The sequence below is a fragment of the uncultured Flavobacterium sp. genome (assembly GCF_963974175.1).
GTDB lineage: Bacteria > Bacteroidota > Bacteroidia > Flavobacteriales > Flavobacteriaceae > Flavobacterium.
In genome coordinates this window covers 35,621-57,309 of sequence record NZ_CAXBBR010000015.1, presented here as the reverse complement: position 1 = coordinate 57,309, position 21,689 = coordinate 35,621, and the positions used below count along the sequence as shown (strand labels likewise).

Genomic DNA, 21,689 nt, shown 5'->3' with positions numbered 1-21,689 from the left:
TATATATTAATATGTTAAAATATTAGATACTTATGAGAAAAAACAACTATATGACTGTTTCAAAGCATGTTTTGATTGTCATAATCGCATTAATTTCAAATGTTTTGTCTGCACAGCATCAAACAATTACATCAAAATCAAGTAGTGATTTTTGGAAAAACGTACAATTTGGAGGTGGAATTGGTTTAGGTTTTGGTACCGGCTACACTAACATCTCTTTGGCTCCAAGTGCTATTTACAATTTCAATGAGTACGTGGCTTTAGGTCTTGGCGCACAATATACCTATGCAAAGCAAAAAAATTATTATGCTTCTCATTTATATGGCGGTAGTATTATAGGACTATTTAATCCATTACCACAAGTCCAACTTTCTGCTGAATTAGAGGAACTGCGTGTAAACATCAATTTAAATGGATCAAACAGTAACTCTCGCGATTACTGGAATACTGGTTTGTTTTTAGGAGCGGGATACCGCAGCGGGAATGTGACAATGGGCGCCCGCTATAACGTGTTAAACGACAACAATAATATATACGGCAGCGCTTTCATGCCGTTTGTAAGGGTGTATTTTTAAGAAAGACAACAGCATAAATAGCCGAAGTTAATCCCACAATCTCAAAAAAATCTAACGATATTTATTCCTGAACCAAACTTTTTGCCATTCTCTTTTTAGAATTAGAAAAGAGACTTGCTCCGCTAATACAACTAAATCTGAACCGTCCATTTTTTTGACTTCATCTTCAGAGACGTCGATTATATATAGCAGATTAAGGTACTCAGCAAATTTGTATTGTATCAACCTATAAATTTTTTCATGCAATTGAATTTTTAATTCATCGGGAGAAATACTCATTGGAAAATCTATTCCTTCATTTGCAAGATTAAAGTCCTTATTAATCTGTTCAATTAATTTAAGATATAAGGTTTCATTTTCTGCTTCAGCAAGCAGTAAATCCGAGTTTTTTGGAGCTATAAACATGGTTGTTTTAATTATATACTATTGATTTTTAAACTACAAAACTTAAAAAAACGAACTGCAACATTACACTTTTCGCCCCATTAAATTTTCACCAAAAGCACGCAAAACCTCTTTTTTAGCATCGTCAATATTCATTTTTTCCAAGGTTTCAAAAGCCTTGAAGGTATAATCTTGTATTGCCTCTTGAGTCGCTTTTGATGCGCCTGAATTATTGAAAATTTCTTTTACAGACTCAATCTTAGCTGTATTATCTTCAAGTTGCATCGAAAATAAATGTAATAATTGAGACGCTTCTTCTTTGGCAGAAAATGCGATCGCTTTTAAATATAAATACGTTTTTTTGTTTTCAATAATATCACCGCCTACTTGCTTTCCAAAAGTTTTTGGATCACCAAAAGCATCAAGGTAATCATCTTGCAATTGAAAAGCCAAACCTAAATTTAATCCAAACTCATAAATCAAGTCAGCATTTTCCTCAGATGTTTCAGCCACTATTGCTCCCATTTTCATGGCCGCAGCAACAAGAACTGCTGTTTTATACTCAATCATTTTGAGGTATTCCGGAATGGTAACGTCAACTCGGGTTTCAAAATCAACATCCCATTGTTGTCCTTCGCATACTTCAAGTGCTGTTTTGCTAAATAATTTCGCCAATTGCATAAAAACCACTGGTTCATATTGCTCAAAATACTGGTAGGCTAAAATAAGCATTGCATCACCGGATAAAATCCCAGTATTAATATCCCATTTTTCATGAACTGTGGTATTCCCACGTCGCAAAGGTGCATCATCCATAATATCATCATGAACTAATGAGAAATTATGAAAAACCTCAACCGCCATCGCAGCTGGAAGTGCCTTTTTATAATCTCCGTTAAAAACTTCAGTAGTCATTAATGTCAAGACTGGACGAATTCGCTTTCCCCCTAACCCCAATATATAGGCAATAGGCTCATAAAGATTTTCAGGTTCTTTAGTAATAGTCTGCTCTTCTAAATAAGTAATAAAAAAATCCTGGAACTGATCAATGGCATGCATAAAGCTAATTTTTTGGGCTAATTTACAGCATTCATCCTTGATTACAAACTCCGTTTTTAAATACAATGTAAAATAAATAAAAATACTTTGGAAACTATTTTGGTATCCAAAGTTTCCGCATTACATTTGCACTCGAAATTTAACTTATTGTAATTTATAAAACATGAATGCAACTCTTCCTCTTACAACAACAAAATGGACTATAGATTCTAATCAATCTGATGTCCTAATCAAAGCAAGACATGCGACAATCGCATACATAGCTGGGTCTCTAAATAAATTTAATGGCCATTTAGATATTCATGAGGATGAAATAGAAGATGCTTCGGTTGAATTTCAATTAGATGTTAAAAACAAAGACACTAACATCGATCATATTGACACTGATTTAATTCTAAACGATTATTTAGACATTGATACATTTCCTACTATTAATTTTAAATCAACTTCATTTCAAAAAATAAGTAAAAACATCAATTTCTTAAAAGGGAATCTGACTGTCCAAAACATTACAAAAGTAGTTGAACTTGATGCTGCATTAATTGGCATAACCACTTATGAGGGAAGAAGAAAAGCATTATTTGAAATTACTGGACAAATAAATCGCAAAGATTTTGGGCTCACAACAAACTCATATCATCACGCCGCTGGTATTTCTTTGGGTCAAGACATCAAACTAATTGCCAACCTAGAGTTTACCATTTAACTCCCGCAATGTTAATTTTACGTAAACATTTCGGAAACTATTTCAGTGTTCAAAGTTTCCGTATTACTTTTGCACTCGAATTACATCACAATCCGTTGTTGGATTGAAAAATAAATTAACAGAACTGATCAAAGTCAAAACAAAAAATGAAAGAGAAAATAATTAGCAAAGCAAGTGAGATGTTTTTAAAACTAGGTTTTAAGAGCATCACGATGGATGATATTGCCGGTGAAATGTGTATTTCTAAAAAAACGATTTACAAATATTTTTGCAATAAAGAATTATTAGTTGAAGAGAGTACAACACTTTTGCATAAAGAAATCCACGAAACTATTGACACTATTATTCAGATGAATTATAATGCCATTGAAGAAAACTTTAAGATACGAAAAATGTTTAGCGAAATGTTTAAATCATCTGCTGATACTTCTCCTATATATCAATTAAAAAAACATTATCCAGAAATATACGCTAAAGTAATGCTTAAAGAAATTAACGAATGCTCCATGTGGTTCAAACAAAATATTCAAAAAGGTATTACTAGCGGTTTATATAGAGCTGAGTTAGATGTAGACACTTATGTTAAGTTTTATTACACCTTAATATTTAACATCAATGAAAATACCAGTTCAGAAAAAATTGCTCAACAACTAGAATTAGAAGCATTAGAATACCATACTAGAGCTATGGCGACTCTTACTGGAATAACAGAACTTGAAAATCAATTACTAAACCCTACGATATAATGAAAAGATTAATTTTAATAACATTCCTAACATTTGCCTATATGGCAAATGCACAAGAAGTAAAGACACTTACTTTAAAGGACGCCATCTCTTATGCTTTAGAGAACAAAGCCGATGCTAAAAAAGCTAAACTTAAAGTAGAAAACAGCGAATACCAAATTCAGGAAGTTCGTGCGGGAGCGCTACCTAAAATTTCTGCTAACGGATCGTTAACTTACAATCCTATTTTACAGACTACTTTTCTAGATGCAGGATCTTTTGGTGGAGAACCAGGAACTACCATTCAAGCTACTTTTGGTCAAAAATGGATTTCTACTGCTGGTCTTTCTTTGACTCAAAATCTTTATGACCAATCTGTATTTGTAGGATTAAAAGCTGCTAAAACAACGAGAGAGTTTTATCAAATAAATGAACAACTTACCGAAGAACAAGTAATAGAAAGAGTAGCTAACAACTATTATGCAGTATACGTTCAAAGACAAAATTTAATCGTCTTAGATAGTACCTACAACAATACTACAAAAGTTAAAAACATTATCAAAGGACAATATGATAATGGATTAGCTAAAAAAATTGATTTAGATAGAATTCTAGTTAAAATATCTAATATCAATACACAGCGTCAACAAGTATTAAATGCTGTTCAACTGCAAGAGAACGCTCTAAAATTTTATATGGGAATGCCTATTGCAACGCTAATCGAAATTCCGCAAGCTGAATTTGAAGTAACGCCACAAGCCTTTGCAGAAGCGCCAAATACGGAGACAAGAACGGAGTATTTGTTAATAAAAAAACAAGAACAATTATTAGAATTTCAGAAACAATCTGTGATGGCAGGATACTATCCTACACTATCGTTGACTGCTGGATACAATTATATCGGTCAGGGTCCAAAAATGCCTTGGGGAGCAAAGCCATCTGACGGTGTATATTGGTCTGATTTCTCCTCTGTAGGACTAAATCTAAGAGTGCCTATTTTTTCAGGTTTTGAAACACGTTCAAAAGTTAGAAAAGCAGATGTTGAATTGCGTTCTATTAAGGAAGACTTGGTTGACACTAAACTTTCTCTTGATTTGGCTTTCGCCAATGCTAAAACTCAAATTGACAACAGCATGATTACCATCACGAATCAAAAAAGTAACGCACAACTTGCACAAGAAGTGTTAAGCAATACTAAAAACAACTATATCCAAGGGCTAACTTCTTTGACTGATTTATTAGATGCTGAAAACGCATTTACTGAAGCGCAAAACAATTATACCGCTGCGGTATTAGACTATAAATTAGCAGAAATTCAATTAATCAAATCAAAAGGAGAACTTAAAACACTTATAAATAACTAACATGAAAAAGAATATTACAATAGTACTGGTAATTGTTGCTGTCTTAGCAGTAATAGGTTATGTTTTAACAAAGAACAAGGAAGAAAATAAAGCTAAAACAGATATCGTTGCTCAAAATAATGCAGCAGTATCCGTTAAAACAACACAAGTAAAAACAGAAGCCATTTCTTTAGACTTTATGGCTAATGGTAACTTTGAACCAATACAAGAATTAACTTTTTCTGCAGAAAAATCTGGAAAAGTAATTAGTGTTTTAGTAAAAGAAGGTGATTATGTAAACGTAGGGCAAACATTAGTAATCGTAAGAAGTGACTTTGTAGATGTAAATGCACAAACTGCTAAAGCATCTTATGACAATGCTAAAGCTGATTACGCTAGATATGAGAATGCTTTTAAAACAGGTGGCGTTACAAAACAACAATTAGACCAAGCAAAATTAGCATTGACTAATGCTGGAGCTAATTTAAAACAAGCTAATATTAATGTAGGTGACACTAGAGTAAAAGCACCTATTAAAGGATTCATTAATAAAAAATACATTGAACCAGGCTCTATATTGACTGGAATGCCAGCTAGCGCAATGTTTGACATTGTGAATGTTTCTAAACTTAAATTAAAAGTTACTGTTACTGAAACTCAGGTAGCTAGTTTAAAAACAGGAAGCCCTGTTACTGTTTCTGCAAGTGTTTTTCCAGATAAAGTATTTACTGGTAAAATCATTTTCATCGCCGCAAAAGCAGACGAAAGCTTAAATTTTGCTGTTGAAATTGAAATCGCAAATAGTACAGACAACAACCTAAAAGCAGGAATGTATGGTACCGCAAACTTTGGATCTAAACAAACCCAAGAATTAAAAGTAGTTCCCAGAAATGCTTTTGTAGGAAGTGTGAACGGCAATCAAGTATTTGTTGTAGAAAATGGAAAAGCTAAACTTAAAAAAGTAGTTGCTGGAAGAATTTTAGGTGAACAAGTAGAGATAGTAGACGGATTATCTGATGGAGAAGCTGTAATTACTACAGGACAAATCAACTTACAAGACGGTAGCTTAGTAGAAATTATCAAATAATTTTAGATTCAAAAATTATACTTAATTATCTACTATCCTTTAGGTCAAACTAAATAAAAACATATGAAATTAGCAGAAATATCCATAAAACGTCCGTCGTTAGTAATTGTATTGTTTACAATTCTAATACTTGGTGGGCTATTCAGTTATAGTCAGCTAGGCTATGAATTGATTCCGAAATTCGAGCAGAATGTAATTACGATCTCGACTATTTATCCAGGAGCTTCTCCTAGTGAAATAGAAAATACCGTTACAAAAAAGATTGAAGACGGAATCGCATCCTTAGAGAATATCAAGAAAATCGACTCTAAGTCTTACGAAAGTTTATCTATTGTATCGATTACATTGACATCAAATGCAAAAATTGATGTTTCCATGAATGATGCACAACGAAAAATCAATCAATTAATTAGCGACTTACCAAATGATGCCGAAACGCCATCACTAACTAAATTCTCGTTAAGTGATTTACCAATTATGACTATTGGTGCAAACGGAAAAATGGACGAAGCCGAATTTTATGACTTAATTGACAAAAAAATTACACCTGTATTATCTCGTGTTGAAGGTGTTGCTCAAGTAAACATTATTGGAGGTCAAGAACGTGAAATTCAGGTCAACTTGGATGCTAATAAAATGCAAGGCTACAACCTTTCTATTCCTGCCGTTCAACAAACTATTTTAACGTCAAACTTAGATTTCCCTACTGGAAATATCCAAACTCGTGATCAAAAAATATTAATTCGTTTAGCGGGTAAATATAAAAGTGTTGACGAATTAAGAAACTTAGTTGTTTCCTCTAAAGACGGAATCGAAATCCGTTTAAAAGATATTGCTGACGTACAAGATGCTCAAAAAATAGCTGAAAAAATCTCGCGTGTAGATCAAAAAAGCGCCATCATTTTACAAATAATCAAACAATCTGATGCAAATGCTGTTGCGGTAAGTGAAGAGCTAGTAAAAAGTATTAAGGCATTGGAAACTGATTATAAGTCCAATGAATTAAAATTAGAAATTGCAAAAGACAGTACAGTCTATACCTTAGAAGCTGCAGACTCAGTACTACACGATTTATTAATTGCAGTAATATTAGTAGCACTTGTAATGTTGTTTTTCTTGCACAGTATACGTAACTCATTAATTGTAATGGTTTCGATTCCTGCTTCCTTGATTGCTACTTTTATCGGAATTTACCTTTTAGGATACACTTTAAACTTAATGAGTTTGTTAGGACTATCACTCGTAGTGGGTATTCTGGTCGATGATGCCATTGTGGTATTGGAAAATATTTATAGGCATATGGAAATGGGTAAAAACCGTGTACGTGCCGCTTATGAAGGAACTGCCGAAATTGGTGGAACAGTAACTTCAATTACCTTAGTAATCGTGGTAGTATTTTTACCTATCGCAATGAGTTCAGGATTAGTATCTAATATTATTACACAATTTTGTGTTACGGTAATTATTTCGACATTATTCTCCCTTTTAGCTTCATTTACAATTATACCGTGGTTGTCTTCCCGTTATGGAAAGCTAGAACATATTGAAGGTAAAAACGCATTTGGAAGAGTTATCCTAGGATTCGAAAGCTACTTAACACGTTTCACAAACTGGGTTTCAAGATTGTTAACTTGGTGTTTAGATCATTACTTCAAAACTATTGCTGTGGTATTGGTTTTATTCTTCGGATCTACAATAGGATTACTTGGTGGAGGTTTCATTGGTGGAGAATTCTTTGCTGCTTCTGATAGTGGAGAGTTTTTAGTTCAAATCGAGATGCCAAAAGACGCCTCTTTAGAGCAAACGAATTTCATGACTCAAAAAGCAGAAGCTTTCTTAAAAACCCAAGAATATGTTCACAGTCAGATTACAACAGTAGGACAAACTAGTGAAGGTTTTGGTGCTTCTCAAGCAACTGCTTACAAAGCCGAGATTGATGTAAAAATGATTGAACAAAGCGAACGTAGTGATGGCGCATCAGTATATGCTGCGAAAATCAAACGTAAACTAGAAAAAGTTTTAGTAGGTGCCAAAGTAAAAACAGTTCCCGTAGGTATTTTAGGAACTGCCGAAAATGCGACATTGGGATTAATTGTAACTGGACCTTCTGTAGAAAGCGCAATGAAATTTGCTAAACTAGCAGAAGCCGAATTACGAACTATTCCAGGAACAACAGAGATTAAATTAACGGTCGAAGATGGAAATCCAGAAATCAACGTTCAAGTGGACCGTGATAAAATCTCTGCATTAGGTTTAACACTTCAAACTGTGGGTATGACCATGCAAACGGCGTATAGTGGTAACACTGACGGAAAATTTAGAGCTGGTGAATATGAATATGATATTAACATTAAATACAATGCTTTTGACAGAAAAAGTATTACTGATGTAGGTAATTTGATTTTCATAAATAACTTAGGTCAACAAATTAAGTTATCGCAATTTGCCGCTATCACTGAAGGTTCTGGACCCAGTCAATTAGAGCGTAGAGATAAAACAGCATCGGTAACCGTACAAGGTCAAAATGTTGGGGTTGCTTCTGGAACGATTGTAGCACAATGGCAAGAGAAACTAGATAAGCTTGAAAAACCTGTAGGTGTAAACTACATTTGGGGTGGAGATCAAGAAAACCAAAGTGAAGGTTTTGGTACTTTAGGAATTGCATTATTAGCTGCAATTGTTTTAGTATACCTAGTAATGGTTGGACTTTATGATAGTTTTGTTCACCCGTTTGTGGTACTGTTCTCAATTCCGCTTTCATTTATTGGAGCATTATTAGCATTGGCCTTAACTAACAACACTTTAAATATATTTACAATTTTAGGTATCATTATGTTAATTGGTCTGGTGTGTAAGAATGCCATCATGCTTGTTGATTATACAAACCAAAGAAGAGCTGCTGGTGAAAGTATCAGAACAGCATTAATCCAAGCAAATCACGCTCGTTTGCGTCCTATTTTGATGACGACTATTGCGATGGTTTTTGGAATGTTCCCAATTGCATTGGCTTCTGGAGCTGGAGCAGAATGGAAAAATGGTTTAGCATGGGTAATTATTGGAGGATTAATTAGTTCATTGTTCTTGACTTTAGTTATTGTTCCCGTGATTTATGAAATCATGGAAAAACTAATTAGCAAGTTTACCAAAGGAGACAAAGTAGATTATGAAGCAGAAATGGTTGCTGATTACGAACATAAAGCATTAAGCGAAGATGGTTTTAATCCAAAGCATACACTTTAAGTATACTTTTAAATAAATCTTAAAAGGCCTATTCATTAATTTGAATAGGCCTTTTACTTTAATACCGATTGTATATTCAATTTACTTCACTTGCATTGTACTGTTTTCAGATTACATCTACGGTACACAAGAACTCTTTGGACTAAAACATCAATCCGTTTGCCATAAAACAACCTCTTTAGTAGAAAGACAATCATGCTTCTCCTTAACTAAAAAAGGCTTCCGTGAATTACGGAAGCCTTGTTTTATTCTTATGTGTTTTTTATTTATTCAGCACTAACTAAAGGATCATGTTTCCAATTTTTAACTGAGGCAATTTGATTATTTGAATAATCCACTTCGCTTAATACTGAATCGTTCCAGAAAAACCACTTCCCTGTTTTTTGTCCTTTATCATATGTTGCTATAGCTGTTTTAGCACCATTAGCATCGTAAGAAGTCCATTCTCCCTGTAGTTTACCGTTTTTATAGAAACCTTCTTGTTGCACCTTACCATTATCGTGGAAATAGGTTGCTTTAACTAATTTCCCAACAGCTTCCAACTTTGGTTTTGTGTTTTGTGCGAAAATCATTCCTGAAATTAAGATTGCAGCTATAACTATATATTTTTTCATGATGTACTTTTTTAATTGTTTCTCTAACAAATATAAAATATTATTTACATTTAAAACACAATTTAATAACAATTTAATAACATTGAAAGAAAGCTTAACATTGGAAAACACAAAGCAACCCAATCTAATTACAAAAAACCTTCCTTTATTGGATTATTTTTCACTAAAGTAATTACATCAAATAGTGGGGAATTAAATTTGAACATCAAATCACACTAACACAGCTAGAAACAACTCTAAAAAAAATGAGCCCGATACAATATCGAGCTCATTATGATCAAATTAATTATAAGTCTATTTAAACTATTGCGTTCAATATAGGTCTAACACTTTTTTCCAACCAATAAAAACCCTTAATTTAATAGCACATCTAGTTCTTTCTCAAGATCAGGAGACGACGGTCTTGCAGCATCGGCTTTCACGATTTTCCCATTGGGATCTATAAGGATAAATCTTGGAATCCCTTTAATATTAAAATCTTTAACAAACTGGGAATTCCAGTCATTATCAGCGAAAACCTGAACTCCACCCAGTTCTTTGTTCTTTATCATCGATTTCCATTTTTCGATATCCTTTAATTTATCAATGGAGATACTCACAAAAGCAATGTTTTTACCAGAGTATTTTTCTTCTACCTTTTTTAAAGACGGAATTTCACCAAGACAAGGCCCACACCAGGTGGCCCAAACATCAATATAAACATATTTCCCCTTAAAATCTTCGAGCTTAGTTTTCCCTCCAGCATAGTTTTCATAATTAAAAGACGGAGCGATTGAACCATTTAACTTCTTCGTTTCTAGTACTTGCTTGTAATATTCCGTCCCTCTTTCCAAAACTATTTCTATGTTTTTCTTTTGCAGCGCTACAAAAACAGGATCTAATTTCTCATTATCCAATTTGAAAAAATCAGCCGTCCTTTTCTCTTTAACCATCTTAGTAAAAGCTTCTTCGCTAGAAGCCATAAGAGTATTATAATCGTATTTTGATTCCTCTACTGTATACTGTGCCAAAAAGTTATTCTCGACAGCTCCTATTCCAGAATACACTATGGACTCGTCAAAATCTTGAGCATTCATTTTAAGATTCAAATCGTATCCATTTTTTAGAAAAAGTTCGGTATATTCCTTTCCGTCAAACAGCATATAAAAACCTTCTTCCACAGCAAAAGAACCCTTGAAAATTCCATCTGCACCAACCAACATCTTTTTAATTTCCTTTCCATCATTCCTATTTCGAAAAATAATCGAATCCGTATTTCTGTTCGCAATCTCGGCTTTAAAAGAAACTGTTGCTTTCTTCTGCCCAATAACGTTAAAAGAGCAAACTAGTGCCAATGTAATAAAAATTAATTTTCTCATAAAATGTAGTTTTTTTACTATTAATCAAATCTAATTTATTTTTTTGATGCCAAATAATAAATTAACAAAAAATTAATTTCTTGAAGTTTCGTGGTTTTCGGCATTAATTTAATTTTTGTGGTTACTTTTGTATCCTAAAATTTTGATAGTGTATAGAAGTCATAATTGTGGCATTTGAAATTAAAAGGAGGAAGCCCAGTGGGCTTCAGGTATTTTGCATTAGTAAAAACAGCATATAAAAATAAATAAAATGTACAGAAGTCATAACTGTGGCGAACTCAACGCCTCACATATAAATACTGAAGTTACTCTTGCCGGATGGGTTCAAAAATCCAGAGACAAAGGATTCATGAATTGGGTTGATTTGCGTGACCGTTACGGAATAACACAATTAATTTTTGACGAAGGTCGTTCAGATAAAACTGTCTTTGAATTAGCAAAAACATTGGGTCGCGAATTCGTAATCCAGGTTAAAGGAAAAGTAATAGAAAGAGAGTCTAAAAATCCAAATTTACCAACTGGGGATATTGAACTATTTGTTACAGAACTAACTATATTAAATGCTGCCTTAACACCTCCTTTCACAATCGAAGATGAAACTGATGGCGGAGAAGACATTCGAATGAAATACCGCTACCTCGATATAAGAAGAAATCCGGTAAAAAATAGTTTGCTATTCCGTCACAAAGTAGCAATGGAAGTACGCAAGTACCTTTCTGATTTGGATTTCTGTGAAGTAGAAACACCATACTTAATCAAATCAACTCCGGAGGGAGCCCGCGATTTTGTTGTTCCTTCTCGAATGAATGAAGGTCAATTTTACGCTTTACCACAATCTCCTCAAACCTTCAAGCAATTATTGATGGTAGGCGGAATGGACAAATACTTTCAAATCGTAAAATGTTTCCGTGACGAAGATTTACGTGCAGACAGACAACCCGAGTTCACACAAATTGATTGTGAAATGGCTTTTGTAGAACAAGAAGACATTCTGAATGTTTTTGAAGGACTTACAAGACATTTATTGAAAGAAATAAAAGGAGTTGACGTAGCTAAATTTCCTCGTATAACGTACGACTATGCTATGAAAACTTACGGAAATGACAAACCGGACATCCGTTTCGGAATGGAATTTGGTGAATTAAATGAAGTGGCGCAACACAAAGACTTTCCTGTTTTCAATGCAGCAGAATTAGTTGTTGGTATTGCAGCTCCCGGTGTTGGAAACTACACCAGAAAAGAAATCGATGCTTTAATCGAATGGGTAAAGCGTCCCCAAGTAGGTGCTTCAGGAATGGTTTATGTAAAATGCAACGAAGACGGAACATTCAAATCATCTGTAGATAAATTCTACGATCAAGATGACTTAAGTAACTGGGCGAAGACGACCGGAGCAAAAGCAGGTGATATGATTTTTGTTCTATCAGGTCCCGCCGATAAAACAAGAACACAGTTAAGCGCATTGCGTATGGAACTAGCAACTCGTTTGGGATTAAGAATACCAACAGAATTTGCACCGCTTTGGGTAGTTGATTTCCCATTATTGGAGTTTGACGAAGAAAGTGGTCGTTACCACGCCATGCACCATCCGTTTACCTCTCCTAAACCGGAAGACATGCATTTATTAGAAACAGACCCTGGAAAAGTACGTGCCAACGCCTATGATATGGTATTGAACGGAAACGAAATTGGAGGTGGATCTATTCGTATTCATGATAAAGCAACGCAACAACTAATGTTCAAATATTTAGGTTTCACAGAAGACCAAGCCAAAGAACAGTTTGGGTTCTTGATGGACGCATTTCAGTTTGGAGCTCCACCGCACGGAGGACTAGCTTTTGGATTGGACCGACTAGTTGCTATTCTTGGAGGACAGGAAACCATTCGTGATTTTATCGCCTTTCCAAAGAATAATTCTGGAAGAGATGTTATGATTGATGCACCATCGGCAATTGATGAATCACAGTTGAAAGAGCTTCATATAAAATTAAGTGTTCAGTAGTTCATCGGTAAAAATTACCGGAAAACGTTGAATATCAATTATTTTCGAAAAAAAAGAATATTTATTAACAATCATATGATATTAAATATTACATTTGCTCCATTATAAATTATTATTACTATTACAATGCGTACAGGTACAGTTAAATTTTTCAATGAATCAAAAGGTTACGGATTCATTACAGACGAAGAAACAGGAAAAGACATTTTTGTTCACGCTTCAGGAATCAACGCGGAAGAATTACGCGAAGGTGACAGAGTTAGCTATGAAGAAGAAGAAGGAAGAAAAGGAAAAGTTGCTGCGAAAGTAGCAGTTATCTAAGCAAAAAATTTATTTTTTGCCTACGAATGTTTAAAACGTTCCGATTTATTTCGGAACGTTTTTTTTTGCTTACACCTTAAAACGCAACTACTAAAAAAGATAATTTAAATTTTTATTTATAATCATTAAAAATTAGGAAGTACTTTGATTCTCAATGCAACTAAATTTTGTATTACACTTGTGTTTTAATTCCTTGAAACCTATCTTTGTTGCTTATTTTAGCACGTAAAAATCATTAATTATGCAATCTGATCAGTTAAGTTATATTCCAATTTTAATACAGTTTTTATTAGCTGCGGGTTTTGTAGTGGGAACTATTATTGTTTCCGGCAAATTAGGACCGAAAAGAAAGTCAGCAACCAAAGACAAAAACTTTGAATGTGGAATTGAAGGTATAGGAAATGCACGTATTCCATTCTCTGTGAAATACTTTCTAGTTGCGATTTTATTTGTTCTATTTGATGTAGAAGTTATCTTTCTATATCCTTGGGCAATCAACTTCAAAGAATTAGGAATGGAAGGAATGGTCAAAATGGTCATATTTATGCTTTTACTTTTGGTGGGGTTTTTCTACATCATCAAAAAGAAAGCGCTAGAGTGGGAATAAGAATTTATTAAAAATATTGAACCGTAAGCTATTGTTAGTTTGTAATTCAAATTTTCTAATTCAAAATACAAAAAAATGAGTAATTCAAGTATAAAAATGGTTGAGCCGCCAGAAGGGGTTGTTGGAGAAGGATTTTTCGCCACAAAACTGAATGACGTTGTAGGTATGGCTCGTGCCAATTCACTTTGGCCGTTACCCTTTGCAACTTCATGTTGTGGTATTGAATTCATGGCTACCATGGCTTCACATTATGATTTAGCACGATTTGGCTCTGAACGTGTGAGTTTTTCTCCTCGTCAAGCAGATATGCTAATGGTAATGGGTACTATTTCTAAAAAAATGGCTCCTATTTTACGTCAGGTATACGAACAAATGTCAGAACCAAGATGGGTTATTGCTGTTGGTGCTTGCGCATCTTCAGGAGGTATTTTCGATACTTACTCCGTTCTTCAAGGTATTGACAAAGTAATACCAGTTGACGTATACGTACCGGGTTGTCCTCCAAGACCAGAGCAAATTGTAGATGGCGTGATGAAATTGCAAGAATTGGTTAGATCGGAATCTGTAAGAAGAAGAAGTTCTCCGGAGTACCAAGAATTATTGGCCTCTTATAATATCAAATAACGACATGGCATTAGAAAACACAGATATTCAAGATAAATTAACAGAAACGTTTGGCGAGCATGTTTTTCACTTTAATGAAGAGAAAGATATCTTTTCATTTGAAGTAGCTGCTGATAAAATCACGGCGATCATCCTTTTTTTGAAAAACGACCCTTTATTGCGTTTTAATTTTTTAACTGACTTATGTGGAATACATTATCCAGATAATGAAGTTGACAGACAATTCACAATCGTGTATCACATGCACAATTGGTACGACAACAAACGTGTCAAAATCAAAACTTTTATCAATGGTGAAAAACCGGAGATAAAAACAATATCTAACATTTTCCTAAGTGCAAACTGGATGGAAAGAGAGACTTTTGATTTTTACGGAGTAGATTTCATAGGTCATCCTCAGTTGAAACGTATTTTGAACATGGATGAAATGATTTCATTTCCTATGCGTAAAGAGTTTCCATTGGAAGATGGCGGACGAACAGATAAAGACGACCGTTTTTTCGGTAGAACAATCGACAATTGCTAAAAACACAATCTATAATTTTTCACATTCTATAAATGTCAGAACTATTATTACCACCAGAGCATCGATATGCTAAAATCATAAAAGAGAAGCTAAACGAAGATGGAAGCGAGCTTTCCATCCTGAATTTAGGTCCTACTCACCCAGCTACACACGGAATCTTTCAAAACATTTTGTTGATGGATGGGGAACGTATTTTAGAAGCGGAACCAACTATTGGTTACATACACCGCGCTTTTGAAAAAATTGCTGAAAATCGTCCCTTTTACCAAATTACCCCTCTTACAGACCGAATGAACTACTGCTCCTCTCCTATCAATAATATGGGATGGTGGATGACTTTAGAAAAATTACTGGATATTGAAGTACCAAAGCGTGCTCAATATTTAAGGGTTATTGTAATGGAATTAGCTAGAATCACGGATCACCTTATTTGTAATTCCATTTTAGGAGTTGATACAGGTGCCTATACCGGATTTCTTTACGTTTTCCAATTTAGAGAGAAAGTATATGAAATCTACGAAGAAATTTGTGGTGCTCGATTGACAACTAATATGGGAAGAATTGGTGGTTTCGAAAGAGACTGGTCACCAGAGGCTTTCAGAAAATTAGATGTGTTTTTAGAAGAATTTCCAGTTGCTTGGAAAGAATTCGAAAATCTATTTGAAAGAAATAGAATTTTTATGGACCGTACTATAAATGTAGGACCTATATCTGCTGAGCAAGCAGTTTCTTACGGATTTACAGGACCTAATTTACGCGCTGCAGGTGTTGATTACGATGTACGTGTCGCACAACCTTATAGTTCTTACGAAGATTTTGATTTTATAGTACCTGTTGGAAAATCTGGAGATACTTACGATCGTTTTTGCGTTCGTAATGCTGAAGTTTGGGAAAGCTTGAGTATCATTCGTCAAGCGCTGGCAAAAATGCCGGAAGGAAACGAATTTCACGCTGAGGTTCCTGACTATTACCTTCCTCCAAAAGAAGATGTCTACACTAGTATGGAGTCCTTAATATATCACTTCAAAATTGTAATGGGAGAAGTTCCTGTTCCAGTTGCAGAAATATACCATCCTGTTGAAGGTGGAAATGGAGAATTAGGTTTTTATTTAGTAACTGACGGAAGTCGTACTCCATATAGACTGCATTTTAGAAGACCCTGTTTTATTTACTATCAAGCATATCCAGAAATGATAAAAGGAGCATTATTATCTGATGCAATTGTTATTTTATCAAGTTTAAATGTAATTGCTGGAGAATTAGACGCATAAATTATGGAACGTACACATTACAAACAAGAAATAAATATGACTGAAACGTTGATGACTCGCATCAATGAGTTAATTAGTCATTACCCAGAAGACAAGAGAAAATCAGCTTTATTACCCGTTTTACATGAAGTGCAAGATGCTCACGACAATTGGTTGAGTACTGAATTAATGGATAAGGTAGCTGAGATCATACAGATATTACCAATTGAGGTATATGAGGTTGTTTCTTTCTATTCGATGTACAATCAAAAACCTGTTGGAAAATTCCTTTTTGAGTTTTGTCACACTTCACCATGTTGCTTAAATGGAACAGAAGATTTGATGGACTACACTTGCGAAAAGCTAGGCGTAAAAATCGGAGAAAAGACAGCAGATGGACTTTTTGAAGTAAAAGGCGTAGAATGTTTAGGAGCATGTGGTTATGCACCTATGATGCAATTAGGCGATTTTTACAAAGAGCATCTTACAAAAGAAAAAATCGATCAATTAATCGTTGATTGCCGAGATAATAAAATAATATTACACGATAAATAATATGTCAAAAAAGATATTATTAGACAAAATCAAGATTCCAGGAATCAAAACCTATGAAGTATATCGCCAAAATGGTGGTTACGCTTCAGTGGAAAAAGCAATGAAAGCAATGACTCCTGACGAAGTTGTTGAACAAGTTAAAGCATCAGGACTTCGTGGTCGTGGTGGTGCTGGATTCCCTGCTGGATTGAAATGGAGTTTTATTGATAAAAAATCAGGAAAACCAAGACATTTAGTTTGTAATGCAGATGAATCTGAACCCGGAACGTTCAAAGATCGCTACTTGATGGAATTTATTCCTCATTTATTGATTGAAGGAATGATTACTTCTAGTTTTGCTTTGGGTGCAAACCTATCGTACATCTACATTCGTGGTGAATACATGTGGGTTTATAAAATTCTAGAAAGAGCCATTGCTGAAGCGAAAGCTGCAGGTTGGTTAGGAAAAAACATATTAGGAACGGGATACGACTTAGAACTTTATGTTCATTGTGGTGCTGGAGCCTACATTTGTGGTGAAGAAACCGCTCTTATTGAATCATTGGAAGGAAAAAGAGGAAATCCTCGTATCAAGCCACCATTTCCTGCAGTATCAGGTTTATGGGCTAACCCAACAGTGGTAAATAATGTTGAAACTATTGCATCAGTGCCATGGATTGTGAACAATTCTGGTGATGAATATGCAAAAATTGGAATCGGAAGATCTACTGGAACCAAATTAATTTCAGCTTCAGGGCATATAAAAAACCCTGGTGTTTACGAAATTGAATTGGGACTAAGCGTTTACGAATTCATGAATTCAGACGAATATTTAGGCGGAATGAGTTCTGACCGACCTTTAAAGGCATTAGTGCCAGGAGGTTCATCAGTGCCCATTTTACCAGCCGATTTAATATACAAAACAGCTAACGGTGAAGATCGTTTGATGTCCTACGAATCATTAAGTGATGGTGGATTTGCAACAGGATCGATGTTAGGTTCTGGAGGGTTCATTGTTTATGATGACACTTCTTGTATCGTGCGTAACACTTGGAATTTTGCTCGCTTTTATCATCATGAAAGTTGTGGGCAATGTTCTCCATGTCGTGAAGGTACAGGCTGGTTAGAAAAAGTGCTGTGGCGTATTGAAAATGGTCAAGGACGTGAAGAAGATATTGATTTGCTTTGGAGTATTCAAAGTAAAATTGAAGGAAACACGATTTGTCCACTGGGTGATGCAGCTTCATGGCCAGTAGCAGCAGCTATTCGTCATTTTAGAGATGAATTTGAATATCACGTTCGTTTTCCAGAAAAAATTAAAAATAGAAACCATTTTGTTGAAGAACCATTTGCTCAAGTAAAGCACTTAGTAACAAAACAAACAGTTTAAAATAGTATCTAAATTTTCATATTTAAAGTTTTGCGTCCAACAACTTGAAACTTTAAACCTGAAACTTTAAACAAAAAGATAAATGAAAGTAACAATAGACGGTCAAGCAATTGAAGTAGAACCAGGAACAACTATTCTGCAAGCAGCGCGTATGATAGGTGGAGAATCTGTGCCACCAGCAATGTGCTATTACTCTAAATTAAAAGGAAGTGGTGGAAAATGCCGTTGTTGCTTAGTTGAAGTAGCGAAAGGTAGTGAAGCAGATCCTAGACCTATGCCAAAACTGATGGCTTCCTGTGTTACAGGATGTATGGATGGTATGGAAATTAACAGTAAATCTTCAGATAGAGTTAAAGAAGCCAGAGAATCAGTAACTGAATTTTTATTGATCAATCACCCACTAGATTGCCCAGTTTGTGACCAGGCGGGAGAATGTGATTTACAAGATTTAAGTTTTGAACACGGTAAAGCTAAAAGTCGATTTATAGAAGAGAAAAGAACATTTGAACCAGAAAATATTGGTCCAAATATTCAACTACACATGAATCGTTGTATTCTTTGTTACCGTTGTGTGATGGTTGCTGATCAATTGACAGACAATCGTGTACACGGTGTAATGGATAGAGGAGATCATTCGAATATTTCGACTTGTATTTCTAAAGCAATCGACAATGAGTTCTCAGGAAATATGATTGATGTATGTCCGGTAGGTGCATTAACTGATAAAACTTTTAGATTCAAATCTAGAGTTTGGTTCAACAAGCCTTACAACGCTCATAGAGAGTGTACGACTCCAGGATGTTGTGGAAAAACAACACTTTGGATGTTTGGAGACGAAATTCAAAGAGTTACAGGTCGTAAAGATGTATATCATGAAGTAGAAGAATTCATTTGTAACGAATGTCGTTTTGACCATAAAACCACTGCTGACTGGGTTATTGAAGGGCCAAGAGCATTTGACAAAGATTCTGTTATCAATCAAAATAATTACACTCAAGAACTGGAAACAGTTGTAATCGCTACCGAAGAAGGAATTCTAAAAGGTAGAGATCAAGATCGCAAGAAAATAAGCATGCCTGCTATCCCTTTGAATAAAGATGAAGAGGCAGATTTTAAACATGGTAACATTTAGAAAATGGATAGTACTATAATTATAGAGAAAAGCGTTATTATTTTAGTTGTATTTGGAATTACGATGCTAATGGCAATGTATTCTACTTTGGCTGAAAGAAAAGTAGCCGCTTGGCTTCAAGATCGTATCGGTCCAAATAGAGCTGGAAAAGGTGGATTATTACAACCACTAGCAGATGGATTAAAATTATTTTCGAAAGAAGAATTTGAGCCAGACACTCCCAACCGATTTTTATTTTTTGCAGGGCCTGCCCTTGCAATGACCACTGCGTTAATGACAAGTGCCGTTATCCCTTGGGGTGATCACTTTCATCTTTTTGGCAGAGACATCATCTTACAGGCAACTGACATTGATGTTGCTTTACTTTACCTTATTGGTGTAATGTCAATCGGTGTGTACGGAATCATGATTGGTGGATGGGCATCTAATAATAAATTTTCGTTAATTGGTGCTGTTCGTGCGGCTTCTCAAATGATCTCTTACGAGGTTGCTATGGGGCTTTCATTGATCGCTTTATTAATGATGACCGGAACTTTAAGTTTGAGAGAAATCTCATTACAACAATCTGGAATGAACTGGAATGTTTTTTACCAACCGTTGTCGTTCCTTATATTCTTAATCTGTGCTTTTGCAGAAACAAACCGAACTCCATTTGATTTAGCAGAATGTGAAACAGAATTAATTGGTGGATACCACACGGAGTATTCCTCTATGAAAATGGGTTTCTACTTATTTGCTGAGTATGCTAATATGTTTATCTCGTCTACTATTCTTGCCGTTTTATTCTTTGGAGGATATAACTATCCAGGAATGAGTTGGGCAGTTGAAAACTGGGGTGTAAACCTTGCCAATGTAATAGGAATCGTCGCTTTGTTTATCAAAATATGTGGTTTCATTTTCCTTTACATGTGGGTAAGATGGACTATTCCAAGATTTAGATATGATCAACTGATGCATTTGGGATGGAGAATATTAATACCACTTTCGATCGTCAATATCATTATTACTGGAATTGTAATTTTGAGAGCAGAAATAGCAATTTATTTAGGGTTTTAAATAGAAGTGAAAAATGTCTAGCCCTGATAGAAGTGAAAATCCCAAGCCTTTTGCTTGGATTGTAACGGATAGCAGGAATAGCTTCAAAAAAATAAAAAATGTCAATAGAAACGATATCCTTATCTGGAAGAAAAAAAGTAGTCTCTAACAAAGAGATGTCTTTTTTGGAAAAAATGTATCTACTTGCGATTGTCAAAGGAATGATAATCACAATTAAGCATTTATTTACAAGAAAAGTTACCATTCAATATCCTGAACAGGTACGTGAAATGAGTCCGGTTTACCGTGGTCAGCACCAATTAAAACGTGACGAACAAGGTAGAGAAAATTGTACCGCTTGTGGATTATGTGCTTTGTCATGTCCTGCAGAAGCGATAACAATGAAAGCGGAAGAACGTAAACCAGAGGAAAAACATTTGTACAGAGAAGAGAAATATGCTTCGATTTACGAAATCAATATGTTGCGTTGTATTTTTTGTGGTTTGTGTGAAGAAGCGTGTCCAAAAGACGCCATCTACTTGACCACCTCAAAAACACTAGTTGCTTCCAGCTATGATAGAGAAGATTTCATTTATGGAAAAGATAAATTGGTCATGCCTTTAGATATCGCAATGCAAAATGCACAACTTAAAAACGCTAACTAATGTCAACTATACTAATTATCTTTTGTGTTTTAGCAGCAGTCACTATAGCAACCGCTTTTTTGACCATCTTTAGCAGAAACCCAATTCACAGTGCCTTATATCTTGTAATTTGTTTTTTCTCAATTGCAGGACATTACCTATTATTGAACTCTCAGTTTCTAGCCATTGTTCACATCATTGTCTACTCTGGAGCGATTATGATTTTATTCTTATTCACCATCATGTTGATGAACTTGAATAAAGAAAATGAAGTTCATAAACCTAGAATTACACGATTAGGAGCTATTGTTTCTTTTTGCTTGATTTGTATCGTTTTGATATTGGTATTCATCAACTCTAAACCTATAGTTGGAGAATACGTCACTACTGGAGAGGATTACCAATCTATAAAAGTTTTGGGTAAAGTCTTATTGAACGAGTATATGGTTCCGTTTGAATTTGCCTCTATATTGCTTTTAGTAGCGATGATTGGAACGGTTTTATTGTCTAAAAAAGAAAAAACAGAGAAATAA

The 21,689-nt window shown here is 34.8% G+C and carries 22 protein-coding genes; 18 read left to right on the top strand and 4 right to left on the bottom strand.

The features are described from left to right. Window positions 1–32: 32 nt before the first annotated feature. A complete protein-coding gene (locus AAC069_RS16465) occupies window positions 33–575 on the top strand; it encodes a hypothetical protein (RefSeq protein ID WP_339921532.1) in 543 nt (180 codons plus the stop codon). Between the two features lie 51 nt (window positions 576–626). Here AAC069_RS16465 and AAC069_RS16460 read toward each other — a convergent pair whose 3' ends face one another. Together AAC069_RS16460 and AAC069_RS16455 are read right to left on the bottom strand one after the other, a co-directional pair. Continuing rightward, complete coding sequence (locus AAC069_RS16460) at window positions 627–980, bottom strand: hypothetical protein (RefSeq protein ID WP_339921531.1); 354 nt, start codon at window positions 978–980, stop codon at window positions 627–629. A 63-nt stretch (window positions 981–1,043) separates the two neighbouring features. Beyond that, window positions 1,044–2,018 (bottom strand): polyprenyl synthetase family protein, encoded by a 975-nt coding sequence (locus AAC069_RS16455; protein ID WP_339921530.1) that lies wholly within the window; start codon window positions 2,016–2,018, stop codon window positions 1,044–1,046. A 163-nt stretch (window positions 2,019–2,181) separates the two neighbouring features. On the opposite strand from AAC069_RS16455, the gene AAC069_RS16450 reads away from it, so the two are divergent. From AAC069_RS16450 to AAC069_RS16430, 5 genes are all read left to right on the top strand, one after another. Further along, window positions 2,182–2,724 (top strand): YceI family protein, encoded by a 543-nt coding sequence (locus AAC069_RS16450; RefSeq protein WP_339921529.1) that lies wholly within the window; start codon window positions 2,182–2,184, stop codon window positions 2,722–2,724. Between the two features lie 146 nt (window positions 2,725–2,870). Beyond that, window positions 2,871–3,470: a TetR/AcrR family transcriptional regulator gene (locus AAC069_RS16445; RefSeq protein ID WP_339921528.1), complete on the top strand. Its 600-nt coding sequence runs from the start codon at window positions 2,871–2,873 to the stop codon at window positions 3,468–3,470. After that, window positions 3,470–4,813, top strand: a complete 1,344-nt coding sequence (locus AAC069_RS16440; RefSeq protein WP_339921527.1) for a TolC family protein — start codon at window positions 3,470–3,472, stop codon at window positions 4,811–4,813. The genes AAC069_RS16445 and AAC069_RS16440 overlap by 1 nt, the downstream gene beginning before the upstream one ends. Before the next feature lies 1 nt (window position 4,814). After that, window positions 4,815–5,879, top strand: coding sequence for an efflux RND transporter periplasmic adaptor subunit (locus AAC069_RS16435; RefSeq protein ID WP_339921526.1), 1,065 nt, complete (start codon window positions 4,815–4,817; stop codon window positions 5,877–5,879). A gap of 63 nt (window positions 5,880–5,942) precedes the next feature. Beyond that, entirely contained in the window at window positions 5,943–9,119 is a 3,177-nt protein-coding gene (locus tag AAC069_RS16430) for an efflux RND transporter permease subunit (RefSeq protein ID WP_339921525.1), read from the top strand. A gap of 266 nt (window positions 9,120–9,385) precedes the next feature. Here AAC069_RS16430 and AAC069_RS16425 read toward each other — a convergent pair whose 3' ends face one another. After that, window positions 9,386–9,733, bottom strand: coding sequence for a membrane-binding protein (locus tag AAC069_RS16425; RefSeq protein WP_339921524.1), 348 nt, complete (start codon window positions 9,731–9,733; stop codon window positions 9,386–9,388). A 353-nt stretch (window positions 9,734–10,086) separates the two neighbouring features. After that, on the bottom strand, window positions 10,087–11,091 hold the full coding sequence (locus AAC069_RS16420) for a TlpA disulfide reductase family protein (protein WP_339921523.1): 1,005 nt from the start codon (window positions 11,089–11,091) through the stop codon (window positions 10,087–10,089). Window positions 11,092–11,341: 250 nt separating this feature from the next. Between AAC069_RS16420 and aspS the strand changes: the two genes are divergently transcribed. From aspS to AAC069_RS16360, 12 genes are all read left to right on the top strand, one after another. Beyond that, window positions 11,342–13,093 carry an aspartate--tRNA ligase gene (gene aspS / locus AAC069_RS16415; protein WP_339921522.1) on the top strand — a complete coding sequence of 584 codons (1,752 nt, stop codon included), beginning with the start codon at window positions 11,342–11,344 and terminating at the stop codon, window positions 13,091–13,093. Window positions 13,094–13,219: 126 nt separating this feature from the next. Further along, the gene (locus AAC069_RS16410; protein WP_007137066.1) at window positions 13,220–13,414 is read left to right on the top strand and encodes a cold shock domain-containing protein; all 195 of its coding nucleotides are present in this window, start codon (window positions 13,220–13,222) and stop codon (window positions 13,412–13,414) included. Between the two features lie 241 nt (window positions 13,415–13,655). After that, the gene (locus AAC069_RS16405; RefSeq protein ID WP_339921521.1) at window positions 13,656–14,021 is read left to right on the top strand and encodes an NADH-quinone oxidoreductase subunit A; all 366 of its coding nucleotides are present in this window, start codon (window positions 13,656–13,658) and stop codon (window positions 14,019–14,021) included. 75 nt (window positions 14,022–14,096) lie between these two features. After that, window positions 14,097–14,645, top strand: coding sequence for an NADH-quinone oxidoreductase subunit B (locus tag AAC069_RS16400; protein WP_074723994.1), 549 nt, complete (start codon window positions 14,097–14,099; stop codon window positions 14,643–14,645). Between the two features lie 4 nt (window positions 14,646–14,649). Continuing rightward, on the top strand, window positions 14,650–15,171 hold the full coding sequence (locus AAC069_RS16395) for an NADH-quinone oxidoreductase subunit C (protein ID WP_339921520.1): 522 nt from the start codon (window positions 14,650–14,652) through the stop codon (window positions 15,169–15,171). Window positions 15,172–15,203: 32 nt separating this feature from the next. After that, window positions 15,204–16,442: an NADH-quinone oxidoreductase subunit D gene (locus tag AAC069_RS16390; RefSeq protein WP_339921519.1), complete on the top strand. Its 1,239-nt coding sequence runs from the start codon at window positions 15,204–15,206 to the stop codon at window positions 16,440–16,442. A gap of 3 nt (window positions 16,443–16,445) precedes the next feature. After that, window positions 16,446–16,976, top strand: coding sequence for an NAD(P)H-dependent oxidoreductase subunit E (locus AAC069_RS16385; RefSeq protein ID WP_339921518.1), 531 nt, complete (start codon window positions 16,446–16,448; stop codon window positions 16,974–16,976). 1 nt (window position 16,977) lies between these two features. Further along, a complete protein-coding gene (gene nuoF, locus AAC069_RS16380) occupies window positions 16,978–18,345 on the top strand; it encodes an NADH-quinone oxidoreductase subunit NuoF (protein ID WP_339921517.1) in 1,368 nt (455 codons plus the stop codon). Between the two features lie 82 nt (window positions 18,346–18,427). Beyond that, window positions 18,428–19,477 carry a 2Fe-2S iron-sulfur cluster-binding protein gene (locus AAC069_RS16375; protein ID WP_339921516.1) on the top strand — a complete coding sequence of 350 codons (1,050 nt, stop codon included), beginning with the start codon at window positions 18,428–18,430 and terminating at the stop codon, window positions 19,475–19,477. Window positions 19,478–19,480: 3 nt separating this feature from the next. Next, window positions 19,481–20,533, top strand: a complete 1,053-nt coding sequence (gene nuoH, locus AAC069_RS16370; protein ID WP_339921515.1) for an NADH-quinone oxidoreductase subunit NuoH — start codon at window positions 19,481–19,483, stop codon at window positions 20,531–20,533. A 98-nt stretch (window positions 20,534–20,631) separates the two neighbouring features. Then, window positions 20,632–21,177, top strand: a complete 546-nt coding sequence (locus AAC069_RS16365; protein ID WP_074723987.1) for an NADH-quinone oxidoreductase subunit I — start codon at window positions 20,632–20,634, stop codon at window positions 21,175–21,177. After that, the gene (locus tag AAC069_RS16360) at window positions 21,177–21,689 is read left to right on the top strand and encodes an NADH-quinone oxidoreductase subunit J (RefSeq protein WP_339921514.1); all 513 of its coding nucleotides are present in this window, start codon (window positions 21,177–21,179) and stop codon (window positions 21,687–21,689) included. Before AAC069_RS16365 ends, AAC069_RS16360 begins: the two co-directional genes overlap by 1 nt.